The following is a 20,927-nucleotide window of genomic DNA, read 5'->3' on the forward strand; positions in this document are numbered from 1 at the left end:
GCCGCGCCCATGTCCTCGCTCTCTTCTTCCCACGCCGCCGCGCCCGCGCTGCCGGCCCATCCGCTGCGACGCGCCGGCGATGCGCTGGACGCGGCGCTGGGCGGCCTGGTCGAGCTGGCGGCCGCCGCCATCGTGCTGATCGAGATCCTGGTGCTGTTCGCCGGCGTGGTGGCGCGCTACGTGTTCCACAGCCCGCTGGTGTGGTCCGATGAGCTGGCGTCCATCCTGTTCCTGTGGCTGTCGATGCTGGGCGCCGTGGTGGCGCTGCGCCGCGGCGAGCACATGCGCATGACGGCGCTGGTCAACCACATCGGCCCGGCGCGGCGCGCGCAGCTGGAGGCCGGCGCGCTGGCCGCCTCGCTCGCCTTCCTGTTCCTGATCCTGGCGCCGGCCATCGAATACGCGCACGAAGAACACTTCATCATCACGCCCGCGCTGGAGCTGAGCAACGCCTGGCGCGCCGCCGCCATTCCGGTCGGCATGGGCCTGATGGCGGTGGTGGCGCTGCTGCGGCTGCTGCGCACCCAGACCGTGCCGCACCTGCTGCTGGCGCTGGCCGGCGCGGCGGCGATGGTCGCGGCGTTCTGGCTGGCGCAGCCGCTGTTCACGGGACTGGGCAAGCTCAACCTGGTGATCTTCTTCGTCGGCATCGTCGCGGCCACCGTGTTCGCGGGCGTGCCGATCGCGTTCTCGTTCGCGCTGGCGACGTTCTCCTACCTGGCGCTGACCACCAACACGCCGATGCTGGTGATGGTGGGCCGCCTGGACGAAGGCATGTCGCACCTGATGCTGCTGGCGGTGCCGCTGTTCATCTTCCTGGGTTCGCTGATCGAGATGACCGGCATGGCGCGCGCCATGATCCAGTTCCTGGCCAGCCTGCTGGGCCACGTGCGCGGCGGCCTGTCGTACGTGCTGATCGGGGCGATGTACCTGGTGTCGGGCATCTCCGGCTCGAAGATCGCCGACATGGCGGCGATCGCGCCGGTGCTGTTTCCCGAGATGCGCAAGCGCGGCGCCAAGCCGGGCGACCTGGTGGCGCTGCTGTCGGCCACCGGCGCGCAGACCGAGACCATTCCGCCGTCGATCGTGCTGATCACCATCGGCTCGGTCACCGGCGTGTCCATCGCCGCCCTCTTCACCGGCGGCCTGCTGCCGGCCGTGGTGCTGGGGCTGGCGCTGTGCTCGGTGGTGTGGTGGCGCTACCGCAAGGAAGACCTGAGCCTGGCGCAGCGCTTCGCGCCGCGCGAGATCGGCCGCTTCTTCGTCATCGCCCTGCCGGCCGTGGCGCTGCCCTTCGTGATCCGCGCCGCGGTGGTCGAGGGCGTGGCCACCGCCACCGAGGTCTCCACCATCGGCATTGTCTATTCGGCGGTGGTGGGCGCGCTGATCTACCGGCGCTTCGACCTGGCGCGGCTCAAGCCCATGCTGATCGAGACCGCCTCGCTGTCCGGCGCCATCATGCTGATCGTCGGCTGCGCCACCGCCATGGCCTGGGCCCTGACGCAATCGGGCTTCTCCGGCGACCTGGCGCGGCTGATGGCCGGCATGCCTGGCGGCAGCTACGGTTTCCTGGCCGTGTCGATCGTGGCCTTCATCATCCTGGGCAGCGTGCTGGAGGGGATTCCCGCCATCGTGCTGTTCGGGCCGCTGCTGTTTCCGGTGGCGGCGCAGGCCGGCGTGCACGAGGTGCATTACGCCATGGTGGTCATCTTCGCCATGGGCATCGGCCTGTTCGCGCCGCCCTTCGGCGTCGGCTACTACGGCGCCTGCGCCATCAGCCGGGTCGATCCCGACGAGGGCATCCGTCCGATCTGGGGCTATATCGCCGCGCTGCTGGTCGGGCTGGTCATCGTTGCCGCCTTCCCCTGGATTTCCATCGGTTTTCTCAAATCCGCGTCCTGAACGCCGCGCGGCCCATCGCGGGCCGCGCCCCCGTCACTTCCTACACAAGAATCCATCATGAGTCGTTTCCTGGGCGAGATCCGCCAACTCGGTTATGTGGTGCCCGACATCGAGGCCGCCATGGACTACTGGAGCCGCACGCTGGGCGTGGGCCCCTGGTTCTACAACCCCAAGGTGCCCATCGTGAACTACCGCTATGACGGCGCGCCCTACGAGCCGCACAACTCGGTGGCGCTGGCCAATTCGGGCTTCGTGCAGGTCGAACTGATCCAGACCCGCAACGACGTGCCGTCGATGTACCGCGACTTCCTGCGGGCCGGCCGCACCGGACTGCAGCACGTGGCCTACTGGACCCAGGACTACGACGCCGACCTGGCGCGCCTGCTGGCGCAAGGCTTCGTGCCGAAGATGCAGGGCGAGGTCGGCGAGAACGGCCGCTTCATCTACTTCGACACCGAATACCACCCCGGCACCGTCATCGAGCTGTCCGAGGTGGCCGGCCCCAAGGGCCGCCTGTTCGACCTGATCCGCGACAGCGCGCGCGACTGGGACGGCCGCGATCCGGTGCGCCCCTTTCCCGATCTGGCACGGCTTTGAAACCGGGCCCCGGAACCCATCCATGAACACCCAAGTCATCCGCGCCACCTACCTGATCGAAACCCCGCTGGACCCGGCGCGCGTCGCCGAGGTGATGGCGGGCGAGCAGTCCTGCGGCACCTTCACCCGCGTCGAGGGCGAGACCGACGAACTGCGGGCGCGCGCCCGCGCCCAGGTCGAATCGGTGCAGGAACTCGAATCCACCGGCAACGCCAGCCTGCCCAATGCCTGGCTGGCGCGCCAGCCGGGCGGCCTGCCGGCCACGCTGCGCCGCGCCCGCGTGCGCATCGCCTTTCCGGTCGCCAACATCGGCCCCAACCTGCCGACCCTGGCCGCCACGGTCGGCGGCAACCTGTACGACCTGGGCGAAGTGACCGGCCTGCGGCTGGAACGGCTGGAACTGCCCGCCGACTACCGCGCCCAGTTCGACATGCCCCACGTCGGCGTCGCCGGCACCCGCCAGCTGACCGGCGTGGACCGCGGCGCGCTGGTGGGCACCATCATCAAGCCCAACGTCGGGCTCTCGCCCGAGCAGACCGCGCACCTGGTGGCGCGGCTGTGCGCGGCGGGCGTGGACTTCATCAAGGACGACGAAGTCTGCGCCAACCCCGCCCATGCGCCGCTGGCGCAGCGCGTGGCCGCCGTCATGGCGGTGGTGCGGGCGCACCGCGAACGCACGGGGCGCCAGGTCATGGTGGCCTTCAACATCACCGACGAAACCGACGCCATGCGGCGCCACGCCGACCTGATCGAGCGCGAGCAAGGCAGCTGCGTGATGGCCAGCCTGAACTGGTGCGGGTATTCCGCCATCCAGACCCTGCGCCGCCACACGCCGCTGGCGCTGCACGGCCATCGCAACGGCTACGGCGCGCTGTCGCGCCACCCCTTGCTCGGCATCGGCTTCCAGGCCTACCAGACGCTGTGGCGGCTGGCCGGCGTCGACCACATGCACGTGCACGGCCTGCAAGGCAAGTTCTCGCAGCCCGACGCCGAGGTAGTGGAGAGCGCCCGCGACTGCCTGGCGCCGCTCACCCCCGGCATCGACGACGCGGTGATGCCGGCGTTCTCGTCCGGCCAGTGGGCCGGCACGGTGCCCGCCACCTGGGCCGCGGTGCGCACCGACGACCTGCTGTTCATGTCCGGCGGCGGCATCCTGGCGCATCCGGACGGCCCGGCGGCTGGCGTGCGGAGCATCCGCCAGGCGTGGCAGGCGGCGCGCGCCGGCCAGGACCTGGCCGCCTTTGCCGCCGAGGCCCCCGAGCTGCGGCGCGCGCTGGAACACTTCGGATCGCGCGCATGACGGAGGGCCCCGCCCGCGCGCCGCGCGTCGCCTGGTATGGCGACGACTTCACCGGCGCCACCGATACCCTGGCGCACGTGGCGCTGGCCGGCTGGCGCAGCCTGCTGTTCCTGGGCGTGCCGACACCGCGGCAGCTGGAGCGCGCCGGCCCGCTGGACGCCATCGGCATCGCCGGCGCGGTTCGCGGCATGGCGCCCGACGCGATGACGGCGGAGCTGCGCATGGCTGGCCGCTTCCTGGCCGCCACCGGCGCCCGCATCCTGCACTACAAGTGCTGCTCCACCTTCGACAGCGCGCCACACGTAGGCAGTATCGGCGCGGCCGTGACCGAGCTGCGACGCCACGTGCTCAACCCGCTCGTCCCCATCATCGGCGGCCAGCCCGGCATCGGACGCTATTGCAGCTTCGGCAACCTGTTCGCGCGCGCCGGCGCCGCGCCCGAGATCCACCGCATCGACCGGCACCCGGTGATGCGCGCGCACCCGGTCACCCCCATGGCCGAGGCCGACCTGCGGCGCCACCTGGCTTCGCAAGGGCTGGCCAACATTGCCTCGCTGCCGCACACCGGCTATCCGCCGCTGCGCGCGGCCGACGAATGGATCGACGCGATTCTCGACACGGCCGACGGCCCCTTGCTGCTGGACCTGGTCGACGATGAGCAACTGCCGCTGATCGGCCGGCTGCTGTGGCGCGCCGCGTCGGTGCTGCCGCTGCTGGCGGTCGGCCCCAGCAGCGTGCAGCAGGCGCTGACGCGCGCCGCCGGACTCGGCCCGGCGCAGTCCCCGCCCGCGCTGGCGCCCGCCGAGGGCCCGGTGCTGGTGGTGGCCGGCAGCCTGTCGCCGGTCACGGCCCGCCAGATCGCCGCCTGCCAGCGCTATGCGCGGCAGCCCTTGAACGTGGCCCGCCTGCTGGGCGACGCCGCCTATGTCCACGCCTGCATCCAGGACGCGGCCGCGGCGCTGGCCCAGGGGCGCAATGTGCTGATGCACACCGATGCCCCGGACCAGGCCCCGTCGTCGGACCGGACCGCCGCCACCGCCCGCGCCACCGGACAACTGGTGGCCGGCATCGTCCATGCGAGCGCGGCCCTCGGCCGCAAGCTCTCGCGCCTGGGGATCGCCGGCGGCGACACTTCCAGCCAGGCTGCCCTGGCGCTGGGATTGTGGGGCCTGGGCTTTCACGGCACGCTGGCGCCCGGCGTCACCGTCAGCGTGGCGCGCGGCGACGATCCGCTCACCGATGGCCTGCAGCTGATGCTCAAGGGCGGGCAGATGGGCGGCGACGCGCTGTTCGACGATCTGGTGCGTGGCGTCTGAAGCGGGCTGACGGCGTCAGTACGGCGCATCGATGGCGCGCGTGACGCGGCATGGCCCCGCGTGTGGCGACTACGCCGCGCTGGGCTCGCGCGTCTTGGCGACCGCGACCGACAGCGTGGCCGGCAGCGCCACGCCGTTCTTGACGGCCAGGATCTCGGCCATGATGCTGACGGCGATCTCGGCCGGCGTGCGGCTGCCGATGAAAAGGCCGACCGGCGCCCGCAGGCGCCGCAGCGATTCCTCGGTTTCGTCGAAGTGCTCGATCAGCCGCTGGCGGCGCAGGTCGGTATTGCGCCGCGAACCGATCGCGCCGACATAGAACGCCGGGCTGTGCAGCGCTTCCAGCAGGGCCAGGTCGTCCAGCTTGGGATCGTGGCTCAGCGCCACGATGCAGGTGCGCGTGTCCGGCCGCAAGGCGCGCACGGCATCGTCGGGCATCTCGGTGGTCAGGTGCGCGCCGGGCACCGACCAGGCGCCCAGGTGCTCCACGCGCGGATCGCACAGCGTGACCGCGAAATCGTTGAACAGCGCCATGGTCGCCACATACTCGGCCAGCGCGCCGGCGCCGATGAGCAGCATGCGGTACTGCGGCCCCAGCGTGCTGGACAGCGTGGCGCCGTCGAAACGCAGGGCTTGCGGGGCGTCGGCCGGCGCCTGCCGCACCGCGCCCGTCGCACAGTCGACCGTGCGCTGCATCAACTGCCCCGCTTCCAGCTGCCGCACCAGGGCGTCCAGCGCGGCCAGGTCGGGATCGAACTCCAGCAGCAGTTCCAGGGTGCCGCCGCACGGCAGGCCGAAGCGGTGCGCATCGTCGGCATGGACGCCGTAGCGCACCAGCTCGGGCGCCGAACGCGGCATGCCGGCGCCGCCATGGGCGCGGGTATAGCGCAGCACCAGGTCGTCCTCGATACAGCCGCCCGAGACCGAGCCGACGCAGCGGCCGTCCTCGCGCAAGGCCATCATCGAGCCTGCCGGCCGCGGCGACGAACCCCAGGTGCGCGCCACGGTGGCCAGCAGCACCCGCTCCCCCGCCGCCGCCCAATCGCGCGCGGCGCGCAGTACGCGTACGTCCACACTTTCCATTCACCCCCCTCCCGGCGACCGCATCATGCCCATCCCGCGGGCTTCAGGCAACGCTGCGCACCGGCAGGCTGCGCACCCGCTTGCCGGTGGCGGCGAAAATGGCGTTGCACAGCGCCGGCGCCACCGGCGGCACCGGCGGCTCGCCCACGCCTCCCGGCGGCAGGGCGTGGTCGTCATTGACCAGGTGCGTGCGGATCACGCGCGGCGAGGCGTTGTGGCGCAGCACTTCGTAGTCATAGAAATTGTTCTGCCTGACGCGCCCCTTCTCGAAGGTGATCTCGCCCAGCAGCGCCAGGCTCAGGCCCATGATGGCGCCGCCTTCCATCTGCGCGCGGATGCGCTCGGGGTTGATCTGCGGGCCGCAGTCCATGGCCATGTCCACGGCCAGCACCCGCACCTCGCCCTTCTCGTCCACCGCCACCTCGACCACGGTGGCCGTGTAGCTCATGAAGCTGTAGCAGAACGCCAGGCCCAGCCCGTGGCCCTTGGGCATTTCGCGGCCCCACCTGGCGCCACTGGCGGCCGCCTCGATCACGCCGCGCAGGCGGCCGGTGTCGTAGGGATAGCGCTCGGGCGATTCGCTGTAGTTCCAGGTGTCCGCCAGCGTGCCCGGATCGATGCGGCGGGCCGGGCCGATCAGGTCCAGCGCATATTGCTTGTGGTCCTGGCCGGCGCGATGCGCCAGCTCGGCGATGAAGCACTGCGCCGCGAAGGCATGCGGAATGTTGGCCACCGAACGGAACCAGCCGATGCGGGCGTGGGCGGCGACCTCGGCCGTTTCGACCCGCACGTTCGGGATCACGTAGGGCATGTTGATGGCGGACATGGCCGATTCGAACAACTGCTCGCCCTTGGCGCCCTCGGTGAACAGCGAGGCGATGGTCGGCGCGGCGCTGCGGTGCAGCCACGACTGCACCTTGCCGTCCTGGCCCACCACGGCCTCCAGGTGTTCGGCCGACACGGTATGCAGATAGTCGTGGTGGATGTCGTCCTCGCGCGTCCACACCAGCTTGACCGGCGTGCCGGCGGGCATGGCCTGGGCCACGATGGCGGCCTCGTCGACATAGTCCGGCTTGGACTTGCGGCCGAAGCCGCCGCCCAGCAACAACACGTGGACCTTGACGTTTTCGGGTTTCAGCTTGAGGCGGTTGGCCACCGCCTCCTGCGCCGCGGCGGGATTCTGCACCGAGGTCCAGACCTCGGCCCCGCCGTCCTGGATGCGGACCGTCGCCACCGGCGTCTCCATCGACGCGTGGGCCAGGTGCGGGACGTGGTATTCGGCCGAGAAACGTCCGGCCTCGCCGGCCTTGGCCCAGGCCTGCGGCGTATCGCCCTGGTCGCGCACCACCTTGCCCGGCTTGCGGCTGGCCGCCGTCAGCGTCTCGCGGTAGGCGGCGGAGTCATAGTCCGCGTTCGGGCCGTCGTCCCACTCGATCTGCAGGGCGGCGCGGCCCTGCATCGCGGCCCAGGTATTGCTGGCCACCACCGCCACGCCCCCCAGCGGCTGAAACGCGGGCGCGCCGGCCATGGCGGGAATGTCCACCACCTTCAGCACGCCCGGCACGGCCAGCGCCTTGGCGCTGTCCACCCGGCGCGGCTTGCCGCCCACCACCGGCGGACGCGCCACCACGGCATAGACCATGCCCGGCAGCCGCATGTCCATGCCGTAGATGGCCTGGCCCTTGCCGATGGCCTCCAGGTCGACCAGGCGCACCTGCTCCTTGCCGATGTAGCGGAACTCGGCGCGCGTCTTGAGCTTGAGCGCGTCGCCCTTGGGCACCGGCAGCTTGGCGGCGTCGGCCGCCAGCTCGCCGTAGCCCAGCTTGCGGTCGGTGGGCACGTGGACCACCTGGTGCTGCGTGGCGCGCACCTCCGCCACGGGCACCGCCCAGCGCGCGGCCGCCGCCGCTTCCAGCATCTGGCGGGCCGCGGCGCCCACGCGCCGCATCGGCATCAGGAAGTGGCGCATGCTGCGCGAGCCGTCCACGTTCTGGTTGCCATAGCGCGCCTCGTCGGCATCGGCCTGCACCACCCGCACCCGGTCCCAGGCGGCCTCCATCTCGTCGGCCACCACCATCGGCAGGCTGGTGCGCACCCCGGTGCCCATCTCGGCGCGGTGCGCGATGATGGTCACCGCGCCGTCCGCCGCGATCGAGACAAACGCCAGCGGATCGTCCACCGTGCCGCCCGGCATGGAATCGGCGCCATACTTCCTGGGCGCGTCGGCCGCCCACACCGCGCTGACCAGGCCATTGCCCGTCACCGCCAGCGTCAGCGCGCCCAGGCCGCCCTTGAGGAACCCGCGCCGCGAGGCCTGCATCGTGGTCGTCATCATTTGCCTCCCTGGGCCAGCTGGGCCGCCGCCTGCTTGATGGCGGCGCGGATTCGGGGATAGGTGCCGCAGCGGCAGATGTTGCCGCTCATGGCTTCGTCGATCTGCTGTTCGGTGGGCGCTGGCGTGGTCTTGAGCAAGCCCACCGCCGTCATGATCTGGCCGGCCTGGCAATAGCCGCACTGCGCCACGTTGTTTTCCACCCAGGCGCGCTGCACGCTGCGGCCGACCGGGTCGGCCTCCATGCCCTCGATGGTGCCGATCGCCCGGCCCGCCGCGGCGGACACGGGCGTCACACAGGCGCGCGTCGGCTGCCCGTCCAGGTGGGTGGTACAGGCGCCGCACAGCGCCATGCCGCAGCCGAACTTGGTGCCGGTCATGCCGAGCTCATCGCGCAGCACCCACAGCAAGGGCATGTCGTCGGGAACGGAGACTTCCTTGGTCTGGCCGTTGACTTGCAATCGTGTCATGGCGAACTCCTCGTGGGTGGGGCGCGGGGCGGGGGGACGGCGGTCAGCCGTTCAAGGTGGCGTTGTCGATGACGAAACGGTACTTGACGTCGCCCTTGAGCATGCGCTCGTAGGCGGCGTTGATCTCGTCGGCGCGGACCATCTCGATGTCGGCGACGATGCCGTGTTCCGCGCAGAAGTCGAGCATTTCCTGGGTCTCCGGAATGCCGCCGATCATGGAACCGGCGAGCGAGCGGCGCTTCATGATGAAGTTGAAGACGTTGGGCGACGAATGCGGCGTGGCCGGCGCGCCCACCAGCGTCATGGTGCCGTCGCGCTTGAGCAGCGCCAGGAAGGCATCCAGGTCGTGCGGCGCGGCCACGGTGTTCAGAATGAAGTCGAAACTTTGCAGGTGCGCCGCCATGTCGTCAGCGTTGCGCGACACCACCACCTCGTCGGCGCCCAGCTCGCGGGCGGCCGCGCGCTTGCCATCGGAAGTCGTGAACGCCACCACGTGAGCGCCCATGGCATGGGCCAGCTTGATGCCCATGTGTCCCAGCCCGCCCACGCCGACCACGCCCACCTTCTTGCCCGGCCCCGCGTTCCAGTGGCGCAGCGGCGAATAGGTGGTGATGCCGGCGCACAGCAGCGGCGCCACGGCGGCCAGTTGCTCGGCGGGGTGGCGGATGCGCAGCACATAGCGCTCGTGCACGACGATCTTCTGCGAATAGCCGCCCAGGGTCCAGCCCGGCTCGTCGGCCGTGGGGCCGTTGTAGGTGCCGACCATGGCGTCGCAGTAATTCTCCAGGCCGTCGGCGCATTCAGCGCAATGCCCGCAGCTGTCGACGATGCAGCCCACGCCCACCAGGTCGCCCGGCTTGAAGCCCTGCACGTGCGCGCCAACGGCGGCGACCCGCCCGACGATCTCGTGGCCGGGGACACAGGGGTATTGGGTGCCTTCCCATTCCGAACGCACCTGGTGCAGGTCGGAATGGCAGATGCCGCAGAAAGCGATGTCGATCTGGACATCGTGCGCGCCCGTGGCGCGGCGGGTGATTTGCAGCGATTCGAGGGGCTGATCGCTGGCATGGGCGCCGTAGGCTTTAACAAGCATTGCAGACTCCGTGTGCTTGGCCAAAAAAGGCATTTTCCGCAATCGCGGCATGACTCCGGTAGCGCATTTCGCTGGATTTCTTGCCTGATCCTCTGGAACAACAACCGCTCTGGTATGCAAGGCCGCGGCCTGCGGGTACAGTGCCCCCGGAGGCTACCGATCCATGACACGCAACCCCGATGCGGCGGCGCACCACGCCCTTTCGTACCAGGCCCTGGCACGCGCCATCGACGCCCGCACCCATGGCACGGGCGACTTCGACACCGCCATTCCCGGCCTGGGCTTCTTCCGGCGCGAGGCCGTCTCGCGCGCCTGCAGCTGCCTGGTCGAACCCAGCCTGGTGCTGGTGGTGCAAGGCGCCAAGCAGATGTGGGTGGGCGGCGAGGCGTTTGCTTACGATACCTCACGCTTCCTCATTACGTCACTGGATTTGCCGGCCGACTCGGAAGTCACGCTGGCCAGCCCGGAACAGCCCTGCCTGGGCCTGGCCCTGAAGCTGGACCTGCGCGTGCTGGCCGAACTGATCGCGCAGGGCGGCATGCTGGCTCCGCGCGAGCGGGCGCTGGGCGTCGGCGCGGGCATCGGCACGGTCACCCCCGCCCTGCTGGCGCCGTTCGAGCGCCTGCTGGCCCTGCTGGACGAACCCGACGCGATCGAGGTGCTGGCGCCGCTGGTGCTGCGCGAACTGCATTTCCGACTGCTGCAAAGCGACCAGGCGGCCAAGCTGCGCCAGATCACCGCCGTCGACGGCCAGGGCCAGCGCATCGCGCGGGCCATCGAATGGCTCAAGCAGCACTACGCCCGGCCCTTGCGGGTGGAAGAACTGGCCGCGCGCGTGCAGATGAGTCCGCCGACGTTCCACCATCATTTCCGCCAGCTCACCGCCATGAGCCCCTTGCAGTACCAGAAATGGCTGCGGCTGAACGAGGCGCGGCGGCTGATGCTGAGCGACTACCTGGACGTGGCCAGCGCCGCGTTCAAGGTGGGCTATGAAAGCCCGTCGCAATTCAGCCGCGAATACAGCCGCCTGTACGGCGCGCCGCCCAAGCGCGACATCGCGGCATTGCGCGGGCAGGCCGATCTGGCGCGACAGGAATGAGCGTTCGAGGACCGATCGCGCTAGCATGAAGGTTCCGCAAGCCTTGCACTGACCGGAGCCATCATGGAAAAAGCCAAATGGGATTTCCAGATCGAACGCCCCTGGGAAGACCACGGCGTCTGGCGCATCGCGTACCTGCTCATCTCGCCTGTCGCCGGCACGCCGGACGAACGCATCACGCTCGACGAGCACTTCGCTTCCGCCCAGGTCGCCATCGACGAAGCCACGCGGCTGGCGCAGATCCACGCCGCCGACCTGAGCGGCGGCACCGCCACCTTCGAAGCGCCGACCGACGCCGAGGTGCCGTTCGGCAAGCACCCGCGCTTCTAGCGCCGCCGGCCGGGAGCGGCGCTTGCTGGTGACGGGTCCTGGCCAATCGCGGCCCCCGCCACCAGGAGCCATCATGTCCCCCTCGCGCATTCCCGACCCCGTCTCTTCGCCGCCCGCCGGTCCCAGCGACTCCTCGGACTCCCCCAGCGACCTGCCCGCGTCCGCGCCATCGACCGACAGCGACGCGCAAGGCACCGGCGCGCGGCCCGCGGCCGATCCCCTGGCCTCCGAGGACACCGGCCGCGACATCGCCCCCGACGAGGTCGTGGACGAGAGCGAAGCCGGCCTGGCGCATACGCGGCCCGATGCCGTCCGCAACGGCGGCCGGCCCGACGCGACGCCCGCCTCCCAGACTCCATCGGACGACGCATAAGCGGCCCCTGCGGAGGCGGCGCGCCGCCTCCACACGTCCGATTTCTCCGCCGACGGGCCGCGCGGCAGGCAACAAAACCTGGCACTTGCAACAGAGCGTGGCGCCGGCGCCAACGCTCGCCCCGTCGCGCGTATGCTCATGGCGGCACCACCAAAAAGCGATAAACCGGCAGGGGACATGCCTCTTTTCCATTCCGATGGCGGACATGCCATGGCCCTTGCGCATCCGGAGAGGAGAAGACAGTTGGCAAACACCCCCAATACCGAACTGAAGGGCGGGCTCAAGTCCCGCCATCTCACGATGATGTCCATCGCCGGCGTGATCGGCGCGGCGCTGTTCGTGGGGTCCGGCAAGCAGATCGCCCTGGCCGGCCCCGCCGTCATCCTGGCCTACATCGGCGGCGGCATCCTGGTCATCCTGGCCATGCGCATGCTGGGCGAGATGGCCGTGGCGCAGCCGGACACCGGCTCGTTCTCGACCTACGCCGACCGCGCCATCGGGCGCTGGGCGGGCTTTACCATCGGCTGGCTCTACTGGTACTTCTGGGCCCTGCTGATGGGCTGGGAAGCCTACGTCGCCGGGCAGATTCTGCACGGCTGGTTCCCGATGGTGCCGGCCTGGGGCTATGCGCTGCTGGTGACGGTGTCGCTGCTGATCGTCAACTTCCTGAACGTGCGCAACTACGGCGAATTCGAATTCTGGTTCGCGCTCATCAAGGTGGTGGCCATCGTGCTGTTCCTGGTGATGGGCAGCCTGGCGCTGGCGCACCTGTGGCCGTGGGGCGCCGCCAACGGCTGGGATCACCTGACCAGCCAGGGCTTCATGCCCAACGGCCCGAAGGCCGTGGTGGTGGCGCTGCTGGGCGTGATGTTCGCCTTCATCGGCGCCGAGATCGTCACCGTGGCCGCCGCCGAATCGGCCGACCCGGGCCGCGAAATCATCAAGACCACGCGCTCGGTGGTGTGGCGCATCTGCCTGTTCTACGTGGGCTCGATCTTCATCGTGGTCTGCCTGGTGCCGTACAACGCGCCCGGGCTGACACAGCCGACCCAGGGCACCTACAACGTCGCGCTCGACGCGCTCGGCATTCCGCATGCGCAGCTGATCGTCAACTTCATCGTGCTCACTTCGGTGTGCAGCTGCTTCAATTCGGCGCTGTACACCGCCTCGCGCATGCTCTATTCGCTGGCCAGGCGCGGCGACGCCCACCGCGTCATGCAGATCACCGGGCGCAAGACCGGCACGCCCTATGTCGGCGTCATCATCTCCAGCCTGTTCGCCTTCGCCGCCGTCTGGATGATGGCGACCTCGAAAATGGACGTCTATGACGTACTGATGCAGGCCACCGGCACCATCGCGCTGTTCGTCTACCTGGCGATCGCCTTCTCGCAACTGCGCATGCGGCAGCGCCTGCAGGCGCGCGGGGTGCGGCTGGAATTCAGGATGTGGCTGTTCCCGTGGCTGACGTATGCGGTGATCGTCTGCATCATCGCCGCCCTGGTCACCATGGTGATCGAAGGCACCTATCGCAACGAGGTGGTCTACACCTCGATCCTGGCCGGCGTCATCGTCGCCATGGGCATCGTGGCGCAGGTGTTCGGCATCGGCACGCGCGCCCGGGGCGAGGCGGAACTGGCGCCGGCGGGAGCCGAGTAAGCGGCAAGTCCGTACCCGAGGCCCGGCCCCGGTCAACGCGACCGGGCGCCGAGGCCGCCTACCCGCCCGAAGCCGGCTTGAAATCCAACGCCTTCATGGCCGCGCCAAGCGCCTGCGGGGCGTAGTCGTCCCACGGCGAGTCGCCGACAGCCAAGCGCTCATGGATGTTGGCGATGGTCCACTGGTCGCTGGCCCGGACCTCGTCCAGTTCCTCCCACGCCAGCGGCACCGACACCCCCATCCCCGGCCGCGCGCGCGCCGACCAGGCCGCCACCGTGGTAGCGCCGAAGCCATTGCGCAGGTAATCGGCGAAGATCCGGCCAACCCGGTTCTTCGGACCGCTCTTGGCCACGAACACCTGCGGCAGCGTGCGCGCCAGATGCTGGACGATAGCCTGCGAGAACGCCTTGACCGTGTCCCAGTCGTATTGCCGGCGCAGCGGCACCACCACGTGCAGGCCCTTGCCGCCGCTGGTCTTGAGCCAGGCCCGCAGGCCGATCTCGGTCAGCAGCACGCGCAGCAATTGCGCGCCCCGCCGCACCGCGTCCCAGGTAACGCCCTCGCCCGGGTCCAGGTCGAACACCATGCGGTCGGGCTTGCCGATGGCGCGCTTGACCGCATTCCAGGTATGGAACTCCACCACGTTCATCTGCGCGGCCGACATGATCGCCTGTGGCGTCGGCAGTTCCATCAAGGGCGGGTGGTCCGGATCCAGGGCCTGCGGCAATGCCTTCACGCCCGGCATCGGCGCCTCCAGGTGCTTCTGGAAGAAGAACTCGCCCTTGATGCCCGCCGGCGCGCGCAGGAACGATACCGGGCGGTCCTTCAGGTGGCGCAGCAGCAGCGGCGCCACCAGGCCGTAGTAGCGGGCCAGGTCCAGCTTGGTCAGGCCGGTGGACGGGTCGATGACGCGTTCGGGATGGGTCAGCTTGCCGGCGGCGGTGGCCGTCCTTGCGCGCTGGGCCGATGTGGCGGCCATGGTCTTGCGGGCCGTCTTGCCAGCCGCCGTTCCGGTCCCTTTGCCGGCCGCCGCGCCTGTCGCATTCTTCGCGGCTGTCGCGCTGCGCTTGCGGGCCGCCTTGCCCGCGGTGTTGCCGCGGCCATGCCGCGCCCCGGCGTCCCGCGTCGTCTCCGCGTCCATCGCCACCTCCCTGGTAATCGCCCGCGCCGGCTTGTCGGTGCGCAGCCCACGGAACACGGGATGGCGCACGTGGCCCGATTCCGTCCATTCCCCGAACGACACTTCCGCCACCAGCTCGGGCCGCACCCAGTGCGTGCCGCGACCGATGCCACGGGCGTCGACACTGGCCCGGCGTGTTTCCAGCGCCGCCAACCGGTCCCGCAGCGCGGCCAGTCCGGCGTCGTCGAAGCCGGTGCCCACCTTGCCGGCGTACACCAGCTCGCCGGCCTCGTCGTGATAGGCCAGCAGCAGCGCGCCCAGCCCCACCCGCGCCCCCTTGGGATCGGTGTAGCCGACCACGACAAACTCCTGCCGCCGCGCGCACTTGAGCTTGATCCAGCTGTCGCTGCGCCGCGATACGTACGGCGACGACAGGCGCTTGGCGATGATGCCTTCCAGCCCCATCTTGCAGGCCGATGCCACCAGGTCGGCCGGGGCCGCGTCGAACGCGTCGCTGAAACGCAGCGGGTCGCCCCCCGCGGCTTCCATCACCCGCGCCAGCACCGCGCGGCGCACCCGCAGCGGTTCGCCGCGCAGGTCGCGGCCGGTCACGTAAGGCAGGTCGAACACATAGAACAGGATGCCGCTGGTGCGCTCGCCGTCGAAGGCGTTCTGCAAGGCCTGGAAGCTGGGCGCGCCGTTGTCGGCCAGCATCACGATCTCGCCGTCGAGCCATGCGGTTTCCAACGGCATGCGCCGCAGCGCCGCCGCCAGGTGCGGCAGCTTCGGCGCCCAGTCGTGGCCGTTGCGCGTGTACAGGCGCACCTCGCCGTGGTCCAGCCGCGCCAGCAACCGGTAGCCGTCGAACTTCATCTCGTACAGCCAGTCATCCCGCGCCTGGGACGGCACGCCTTCCACCAGCGTGGCCAGCTGTGGCTTGAGTTGCCGCGGCAGGTCGGCCGGCTCGCCCGGCAGCTGGCCGGATGGCGGCGGATCGTCGGGCGGCGCCATCGCGGATGGGGCGGCGGCGGGCACGGGGCGCCCGCCAGCGGGTGGCGACGCCACGCTGTCGGGCTGCTCGTCCACCACGCTGAACTCGCTTTCGGCGCGGGCGTAGTCGTCGCGGTCCTTCACCAGCAGCCAGGGCGGCTGCTTCTCGGATCCCCGCCCCTTCATGCGGATCAGCGCCCAGCGCCCGCGCAGCTTGACGCCATGCAGGTCGAACTTGAGGTGGCCGCGCTCGTAGCCCTCGGCCGGATCGCCCACCGGCGACCAGGTGCCGCGATCCCAGATGATGACCTTGCCGGCGCCGTACTGGCCCTTCGGAATCTCGCCCTCGAAGCGGTTGTAGGCGATGGGATGGTCCTCCACCTGCACCGCCATGCGCTTGACCGACGGGTCGTAGCTGGGTCCCTTGGGCACGGCCCAGCTCTTCATGGCCCCGTCCAGTTCCAGCCGGAAGTCGTAGTGCAGGTGGCTGGCCCAGTGCTTCTGGATCACGAAGGCGCGCGCGGCCTCGTTGGCCTCGCCGCCGCCCGCCGGCTCCGAGGTCACCTTGAAGTCGCGCTTGGCGCGGTACTTCGCCAGGGTATCGGCCATGGTCACGCCGCCTTGCGGGTCTTGGCCGGGGCGCCAGCCTTGCCTGCCGCTTTGCCGGCCGCCTTGCCGCTGGCCGCCTTCGTGGTTGTCTTCGGGGTCGACTTGGAAGTCGCCTTGTTGGCGGATTTGGTGGCGGATTTGGTGGCGGACTTGGTGGCGGACTTGGCGGCCCCCTTCCTGGCAGTCTTCTTCGCCGCCGTCCGCGCCCCCGCCCCGTCCGACGCCTTGCCCGACGCGCGCCCCTTCAGGCTGCGCTGCAGCAATTCGGTCAGGTCGATGACGTTATCGGCATAGGCCGGCGACTCCTCTCGCGGCTCGATCACCGTCTCGGTCTTGCCCGCCTTGACCTTGCGCGCCACCAGGTCCATGACGGCGGCCTTGAACTCATCCTTGTACTGCTCCGGATCCCAATGGCCGGACATGTCGTCGACCAGCATCCGCGCCATCTTCAGTTCGCTGGCGCTGGGCGCCGTGGCCTTGGCGCCGGACTTGGGCAGGTCCAGGTCATCGGCGGCCTTGACCTCGTCGCCCCAGCGCATCAGGTTGAGCACCAGCGCATCGCCCGCCGGGATCAGCGCCGCCAGGTGCTGTTTGGTCTGGATCACCACCCGGGCAATGCCGATCTTGCCGGTCTTGGCCAGCGTATCGCGCAGCAAGGCGTAGACCTTCTGGCCCTTGTCGATCGGCGCCAGGTAGTAGGGCCGCTCCAGATAGACGAACGGCACCTCGCCGGCCTCGACGAACTGCTGGATCTCGATGGTCTGGGTGGTGCGCGGGTAGGCGTCGGCGATCTCTTCGGGCGAGATGATGACGTACTGGCCGTCCTCGTATTCCACGCCCTTGACGATGTTGTCCTTGTCGATCTCCTTGCCGGTGCGCTTGTTGATGCGCTTGTAGCCGACCGGGTCCATCGAGCGCTTGTCGAGCCAGTCGAAATCCACGCCGGATTCGGTGGTGGCCGTGTGCAGGCCCACGGGAATATGCACCAGCCCGAACGAGATCGCGCCTTTCCAGATGGTTCGCGTCGCCATGATGCCGCTCTCCTTCGGGGCGCCGCCGCCGCCCCGTCCAGTGGTTGGATTGACCGCCTGGCGCTATTGTCGCAGCGCTTGGCGCGCGCGCCAACGCCGGCATGATCCGGCCCGCCAGCAATTGCCATGCCTGGCGTCACGGTGGTCGAGCGGCGGCCTGGCACGGCGATTGCTGCCAGCCCCGCTACTGCCCGGCGGAGTCGCAGGATGAACAGCATCGAACGCGTGGCCCGATTCATGCAGGAACATCAATTGACCCTTGTGACGGCCGAGTCCTGCACCGCCGGCCTCGTCGCCGCCACCCTGGCCGACGTTCCTGGCGCCGGCGAGTTGCTCGACTGCGCCTTCGTGGTGTATTCAGTGGCGGCCAAGCGGCGCTGCCTGGGCGTGCCGCAATCGATCCTGGCGCGCCACAATCTCACCAGCGAGGCCGTGGCGCGCGCCATGGCGCTGGGGGCTGCCGCCAAAAGTCCGGCCAACGTCGCCGTCGCCAACACGGGCGTCACCGATGCCACCGACGATCGCATCGCGCCCGGCACCCAATGCTACGCCTGGGTCTTCAAGCAAGGCGGCGCCGATGCCCATCCTGTCATCTACACCGCCACGCGGCAATTCAGCGGCAGCCGCAATCGCATCCGCCAGGCCAGCGCCGAATTCGCCCTGCAAGGCATCGTCGATTGCTTCCTGCGCCACCGGCCAGCCGCCGCCGGCTGACCCGCGCCCCGCTCGACCCCGCATCGCGCGCGGGCCGCGCGGACACGGCCGCCTAGGAAGGCGAGCGATCGTCGTCGCGGGTCGCGCGCAGCTTCTTCCACAAGGTGGTGCGCGAAATGCCAAGCCGTTTGGCGGCGCTGCCCAGGTGACCGCCGGATTCGGCGATGGCCTGCTGGATCGCGCGCTGTTCGGCATGGGTGCGCCGGGTCGCCAGGTCCGGCGCGCCGCCGAGCTTGCGCTCGGGGAACAGATCGCCGGCGGACAACTCGGGGCCGTCGGCCAGCACCACCGCCCGCGCGATGCGGTTGCGCATCTCGCGGATATTGCCAGGCCAATCATGCTCGTCCAACGCCCGCAGCGCGTCGGCCGCCAGCCGCGCCCCGTTCGGAGGGGCCAGCTCGGCGAGCAGGCGGACGGCCAGCGCGGCAATGGCTGTTGGCCGCTCGCGCAGCGGCGGCAGCGCCAGACGGGCCACCGCCAGCCGGTAGTACAGATCCGGCCGCAAACGGCCCTCGGCGACCTCGGTGTCCAACGTACTGCAGGTGCTGGCCATGACGCGGCAACGGGTCCGCAGGCTGTCGGTCTGGCCCAACGGCCGGTATTCGCCGTTCTCCAGCACCCGCAGCAGCGCGGACTGCGTCTTGGGCGCCAGCTCGGCCACCTCGTCCAGATACAAGGTGCCCGCCTGCGCCTGCGAAAACAGCCCCTCGCGCGCCGTGTTGGCGCCGCTGAACGCGCCCTTGGCATGGCCGAACAGCAGACTCTCGGCAAGATCGGGCGGCAGCGACGCGCAATTGACAGCCACGAACGGCCCCGCCGCGAACGGCGAGCGCGCGTGCGCATAGCGCGCGGCCCGGTCCTTGCCGGTGCCGGTCTCGCCTTCCAGCAGCAGCGGCAAATCGCTCGCGGCCAGCCGTTCCAGATCGTGCGCCAACGGGCTGGCCGGTTCGTCCAGCGCGAACGGGTTTTCATGAACCTCGCGCGCCGCGCCCGCCGGTTGCGCGGCGATCACCGCGCGCATCCGCGCCACCAGCGCATCGGTATCGTAGGGCTTGGTCAGATAGTCATTGGCGCCCGCCGCCACCAGCCGCACCGCCTGGGCGATCTCGCCATAGGCGGTGGCGAACACCACGGTCGCCTGCGCCAGATAGGGAATCAGCCGGCGGTAGAGATCCTCGCCCGAGCCGTCGGGCAAGCGGATATCGGCCAGCACGAAGGCAGGCCGCTGGCGCGAGCGGCGAAACCATTCCACCGCCTGCGCGCAGCTCTGCACCCATTGCGCCGACAGCCCTTCCAGCCGCAAACGCTGCAACAGCGCGCCGCCCAGCACCGGATCGTCCTCGATCAACAATACCTGTGTCTCGTTCACTACGGTTTCCCCTCGGGCGGCAAGGGAATGCGGACGGATATCCGCGTTCCCGGGTCCAGGCCGCGGACGCGCAAGCGACCGTGCAAGGCCCCCACCAATTCGGCGACGATGCCCAGCCCCATGCCGTCGCCGCCGCGCGGACCGCCGGCCAGGGCCGCGCGCGCATCCGGCGGCAACCCGGCGCCGTCGTCCATCACATGCAGCGCCAGCGCGCGCCGGCGCACACGGGCCGCGATGCGCACATGCCCGCCGGGCGGCGACGCCTGCACCGCGTTCAGCACCAGGTTCAGCAGCACCTGGCGCACCGGCCCGGCCGGCCAAGGCAGCGCATCGTCATGCATCCCGGCGCACGTTAAAGACACCCGAACGCCGCCCTTGGCCGCCTGCGACCGGACCATCAGGCGGATGTCCTCGATGTCCTCGCGGCGCAGCCGGGCCGTGCCCGGCCGGAAGGTGCGCAGGCTGGCATCGACCACCGCCTGCAGTGCCTCGACGCCACGGTCGATGAAGCCGAGCGATTCCTGCCGCACCTCGGCGCGGTCGCCGAACTGCCGCAGGGTCTGCACCGCGGTGCGCAGGCCGCCCAGCGGATTGCGCACCTCGTGCGCCAGCGCCGCCGACATACGGCCCAGCATGGCCTCGCGTTCGATGTGCGCATGGCGTTGCTCGAAGGCCTCGCGTTCACGCACGCTGGCCACCATCCAATTGTAGGCCGCAAGCAGTTCCTGCAATTCCGGGTCGCCGGTGCGCACCGTCATCTCTCGCGGCCGGTCTTCGCGCCCGGCGCGCAGCGCTTCGGTCAGCGAGATGATGGGACGCTGCAGGCGGCGCGCCATGCCGTAGCACAGCATGGCCCCCAGCAGGCTGATGGCCAGCCCCACCAACCCCAGCTCGAGCGCCAGTTCGCGCCGCTGCAGCAGGAACTCGCTGACGTCCAGGTTGGCGATCAGGGTACCCAGTTGTGGCTGTTCGCTGTCGAGCAGCCGCCAGGTCCAGACGCCCTCGGAGCGCAGGCTGACCAGGCTGCCGGAGGGCTCGCGCAGGATCGCCAGCGGCACCGGCTCGACCTCGGGATAGCGCGCCACATGCGCCAGCAGTCGATGGTCGGCGGTGACCACCGCCAGCGTGCGGTCAACCACCCCCAGGTGCGTGTCGAGCGCGCGATTGAGCACCTCGGTCATCTGCGCGCCGTCGTTCGCGCGCACCGCGGGCAGGATGGCGGCCGACAGTCCGTCCAGGTAGACCTGGCCGAGATTGGAAACCTGGCTGTCGAACTGGCGCGACAGGCCGTGCAGCGCCAGCGAGATCAGCGCGGCCGAGATGACCAGGAACAACAGGGAGACCGCGAGCGGGATCCGCGCGGTGAGCGGCAAGCGAAGCATGATCGACGGCGCAGACAGCAAAACGTGATTATGCCGTGGTCAGTCGGGCCCACCAATTTGCAAGATTTCGAAAGCGCCGCGAGCGCGGGCAAGAATCATGCCGGGCGGTGATCCAGGCCATTTTTCGACGCGGATTGTTCACTTTCGTGAACATGAAGAAT

The 20,927-nt window shown here is 70.1% G+C and carries 17 protein-coding genes; 9 read left to right on the forward strand and 8 right to left on the reverse strand.

Going from position 1 to position 20,927, the window contains the following annotated elements; translation table 11 throughout:
* The first annotated feature begins 9 nt into the window (after positions 1-9).
* From ABFG95_RS04690 to ABFG95_RS04705, 4 genes are read left to right on the forward strand one after another with little or no spacing between them, the layout of a single operon-like run.
* Positions 10-1,902 carry a TRAP transporter large permease subunit gene (locus tag ABFG95_RS04690; RefSeq protein WP_348995522.1) on the forward strand — a complete coding sequence of 631 codons (1,893 nt, stop codon included), beginning with the start codon at positions 10-12 and terminating at the stop codon, positions 1,900-1,902.
* Between the two features lie 57 nt (positions 1,903-1,959).
* Complete coding sequence (locus tag ABFG95_RS04695) at positions 1,960-2,499, forward strand: VOC family protein (RefSeq protein ID WP_054417369.1); 540 nt, start codon at positions 1,960-1,962, stop codon at positions 2,497-2,499.
* Between the two features lie 22 nt (positions 2,500-2,521).
* Positions 2,522-3,799 carry a ribulose-bisphosphate carboxylase large subunit family protein gene (locus ABFG95_RS04700; protein WP_348995523.1) on the forward strand — a complete coding sequence of 426 codons (1,278 nt, stop codon included), beginning with the start codon at positions 2,522-2,524 and terminating at the stop codon, positions 3,797-3,799.
* Positions 3,796-5,115 (forward strand): four-carbon acid sugar kinase family protein, encoded by a 1,320-nt coding sequence (locus tag ABFG95_RS04705; RefSeq protein ID WP_348995524.1) that lies wholly within the window; start codon positions 3,796-3,798, stop codon positions 5,113-5,115. Before ABFG95_RS04700 ends, ABFG95_RS04705 begins: the two co-directional genes overlap by 4 nt.
* 69 nt (positions 5,116-5,184) lie before the next feature.
* On the opposite strand, the gene ABFG95_RS04710 is transcribed toward ABFG95_RS04705, so the two are convergent.
* The 4 genes from ABFG95_RS04710 to ABFG95_RS04725 are packed head-to-tail and all read right to left on the reverse strand — an operon-like array spanning position 5,185 to position 10,093.
* Positions 5,185-6,198: an XdhC family protein gene (locus ABFG95_RS04710; RefSeq protein WP_054417366.1), complete on the reverse strand. Its 1,014-nt coding sequence runs from the start codon at positions 6,196-6,198 to the stop codon at positions 5,185-5,187.
* A gap of 43 nt (positions 6,199-6,241) precedes the next feature.
* Positions 6,242-8,530 (reverse strand): molybdopterin cofactor-binding domain-containing protein, encoded by a 2,289-nt coding sequence (locus ABFG95_RS04715; protein WP_348996035.1) that lies wholly within the window; start codon positions 8,528-8,530, stop codon positions 6,242-6,244.
* Positions 8,530-9,000 carry a (2Fe-2S)-binding protein gene (locus ABFG95_RS04720; protein ID WP_054417364.1) on the reverse strand — a complete coding sequence of 157 codons (471 nt, stop codon included), beginning with the start codon at positions 8,998-9,000 and terminating at the stop codon, positions 8,530-8,532. Before ABFG95_RS04720 ends, ABFG95_RS04715 begins: the two co-directional genes overlap by 1 nt.
* 43 nt (positions 9,001-9,043) lie before the next feature.
* Positions 9,044-10,093: an NAD(P)-dependent alcohol dehydrogenase gene (locus ABFG95_RS04725; RefSeq protein ID WP_348995525.1), complete on the reverse strand. Its 1,050-nt coding sequence runs from the start codon at positions 10,091-10,093 to the stop codon at positions 9,044-9,046.
* Positions 10,094-10,256: 163 nt separating this feature from the next.
* Between ABFG95_RS04725 and ABFG95_RS04730 the strand changes: the two genes are divergently transcribed.
* From ABFG95_RS04730 to ABFG95_RS04745, 4 genes are all read left to right on the forward strand, one after another.
* Entirely contained in the window at positions 10,257-11,192 is a 936-nt protein-coding gene (locus ABFG95_RS04730; protein ID WP_278992840.1) for an AraC family transcriptional regulator, read from the forward strand.
* Between the two features lie 63 nt (positions 11,193-11,255).
* Positions 11,256-11,522 (forward strand): hypothetical protein, encoded by a 267-nt coding sequence (locus ABFG95_RS04735; protein ID WP_054417361.1) that lies wholly within the window; start codon positions 11,256-11,258, stop codon positions 11,520-11,522.
* Positions 11,523-11,595: 73 nt separating this feature from the next.
* Positions 11,596-11,895 (forward strand): MatE family transporter, encoded by a 300-nt coding sequence (locus ABFG95_RS04740; protein ID WP_278992839.1) that lies wholly within the window; start codon positions 11,596-11,598, stop codon positions 11,893-11,895.
* A gap of 300 nt (positions 11,896-12,195) precedes the next feature.
* On the forward strand, positions 12,196-13,551 hold the full coding sequence (locus tag ABFG95_RS04745) for an amino acid permease (protein ID WP_198512760.1): 1,356 nt from the start codon (positions 12,196-12,198) through the stop codon (positions 13,549-13,551).
* 58 nt (positions 13,552-13,609) lie between these two features.
* Here the strand turns inward: ABFG95_RS04745 and ligD are convergent, their stop codons facing one another.
* The gene (gene ligD / locus ABFG95_RS04750) at positions 13,610-16,270 is read right to left on the reverse strand and encodes a DNA ligase D (RefSeq protein ID WP_278992838.1); all 2,661 of its coding nucleotides are present in this window, start codon (positions 16,268-16,270) and stop codon (positions 13,610-13,612) included.
* A 2-nt stretch (positions 16,271-16,272) separates the two neighbouring features.
* On the reverse strand, positions 16,273-17,301 hold the full coding sequence (locus ABFG95_RS04755; RefSeq protein WP_278992837.1) for a Ku protein: 1,029 nt from the start codon (positions 17,299-17,301) through the stop codon (positions 16,273-16,275).
* Positions 17,302-17,508: 207 nt separating this feature from the next.
* Between ABFG95_RS04755 and ABFG95_RS04760 the strand changes: the two genes are divergently transcribed.
* A complete protein-coding gene (locus ABFG95_RS04760; protein ID WP_054417356.1) occupies positions 17,509-18,015 on the forward strand; it encodes a nicotinamide-nucleotide amidohydrolase family protein in 507 nt (168 codons plus the stop codon).
* A gap of 52 nt (positions 18,016-18,067) precedes the next feature.
* On the opposite strand, the gene ABFG95_RS04765 is transcribed toward ABFG95_RS04760, so the two are convergent.
* Together ABFG95_RS04765 and ABFG95_RS04770 are read right to left on the reverse strand one after the other, a co-directional pair.
* A complete protein-coding gene (locus ABFG95_RS04765; protein ID WP_059271752.1) occupies positions 18,068-19,384 on the reverse strand; it encodes a sigma-54 dependent transcriptional regulator in 1,317 nt (438 codons plus the stop codon).
* On the reverse strand, positions 19,384-20,766 hold the full coding sequence (locus tag ABFG95_RS04770) for a HAMP domain-containing sensor histidine kinase (protein WP_068952528.1): 1,383 nt from the start codon (positions 20,764-20,766) through the stop codon (positions 19,384-19,386). The genes ABFG95_RS04765 and ABFG95_RS04770 overlap by 1 nt, the downstream gene beginning before the upstream one ends.
* Between the last annotated feature and the right edge of the window lie 161 nt (positions 20,767-20,927).

The organism is Achromobacter sp. HNDS-1, from assembly GCF_040084795.1.
Classification (GTDB): domain Bacteria; phylum Pseudomonadota; class Gammaproteobacteria; order Burkholderiales; family Burkholderiaceae_B; genus Achromobacter; species Achromobacter ruhlandii.

Excerpts from the sequence above, each read along its gene's own strand:
- ABFG95_RS04725 (WP_348995525.1), bottom strand. The coding sequence starts at position 10,093 with ATGCTTGTTAAAGCCTACGGCGCCCATGCCAGCGATCAGCCCCTCGAA.
- ABFG95_RS04695 (WP_054417369.1), top strand. The coding sequence starts at position 1,960 with ATGAGTCGTTTCCTGGGCGAGATCCGCCAACTCGGTTATGTGGTGCCC.
- ABFG95_RS04720 (WP_054417364.1), bottom strand. The coding sequence starts at position 9,000 with ATGACACGATTGCAAGTCAACGGCCAGACCAAGGAAGTCTCCGTTCCC.
- ligD (WP_278992838.1), bottom strand. The coding sequence starts at position 16,270 with ATGGCCGATACCCTGGCGAAGTACCGCGCCAAGCGCGACTTCAAGGTG.
- ABFG95_RS04700 (WP_348995523.1), top strand. The coding sequence starts at position 2,522 with ATGAACACCCAAGTCATCCGCGCCACCTACCTGATCGAAACCCCGCTG.
- ABFG95_RS04755 (WP_278992837.1), bottom strand. The coding sequence starts at position 17,301 with ATGGCGACGCGAACCATCTGGAAAGGCGCGATCTCGTTCGGGCTGGTG.
- ABFG95_RS04745 (WP_198512760.1), top strand. The coding sequence starts at position 12,196 with ATGATGTCCATCGCCGGCGTGATCGGCGCGGCGCTGTTCGTGGGGTCC.
- ABFG95_RS04760 (WP_054417356.1), top strand. The coding sequence starts at position 17,509 with ATGAACAGCATCGAACGCGTGGCCCGATTCATGCAGGAACATCAATTG.
- ABFG95_RS04730 (WP_278992840.1), top strand. The coding sequence starts at position 10,257 with ATGACACGCAACCCCGATGCGGCGGCGCACCACGCCCTTTCGTACCAG.
- ABFG95_RS04710 (WP_054417366.1), bottom strand. The coding sequence starts at position 6,198 with ATGGAAAGTGTGGACGTACGCGTACTGCGCGCCGCGCGCGATTGGGCG.
- ABFG95_RS04715 (WP_348996035.1), bottom strand. The coding sequence starts at position 8,530 with ATGACGACCACGATGCAGGCCTCGCGGCGCGGGTTCCTCAAGGGCGGC.
- ABFG95_RS04740 (WP_278992839.1), top strand. The coding sequence starts at position 11,596 with ATGTCCCCCTCGCGCATTCCCGACCCCGTCTCTTCGCCGCCCGCCGGT.
- ABFG95_RS04705 (WP_348995524.1), top strand. The coding sequence starts at position 3,796 with ATGACGGAGGGCCCCGCCCGCGCGCCGCGCGTCGCCTGGTATGGCGAC.
- ABFG95_RS04735 (WP_054417361.1), top strand. The coding sequence starts at position 11,256 with ATGGAAAAAGCCAAATGGGATTTCCAGATCGAACGCCCCTGGGAAGAC.
- ABFG95_RS04770 (WP_068952528.1), bottom strand. The coding sequence starts at position 20,766 with ATGCTTCGCTTGCCGCTCACCGCGCGGATCCCGCTCGCGGTCTCCCTG.
- ABFG95_RS04690 (WP_348995522.1), top strand. The coding sequence starts at position 10 with ATGTCCTCGCTCTCTTCTTCCCACGCCGCCGCGCCCGCGCTGCCGGCC.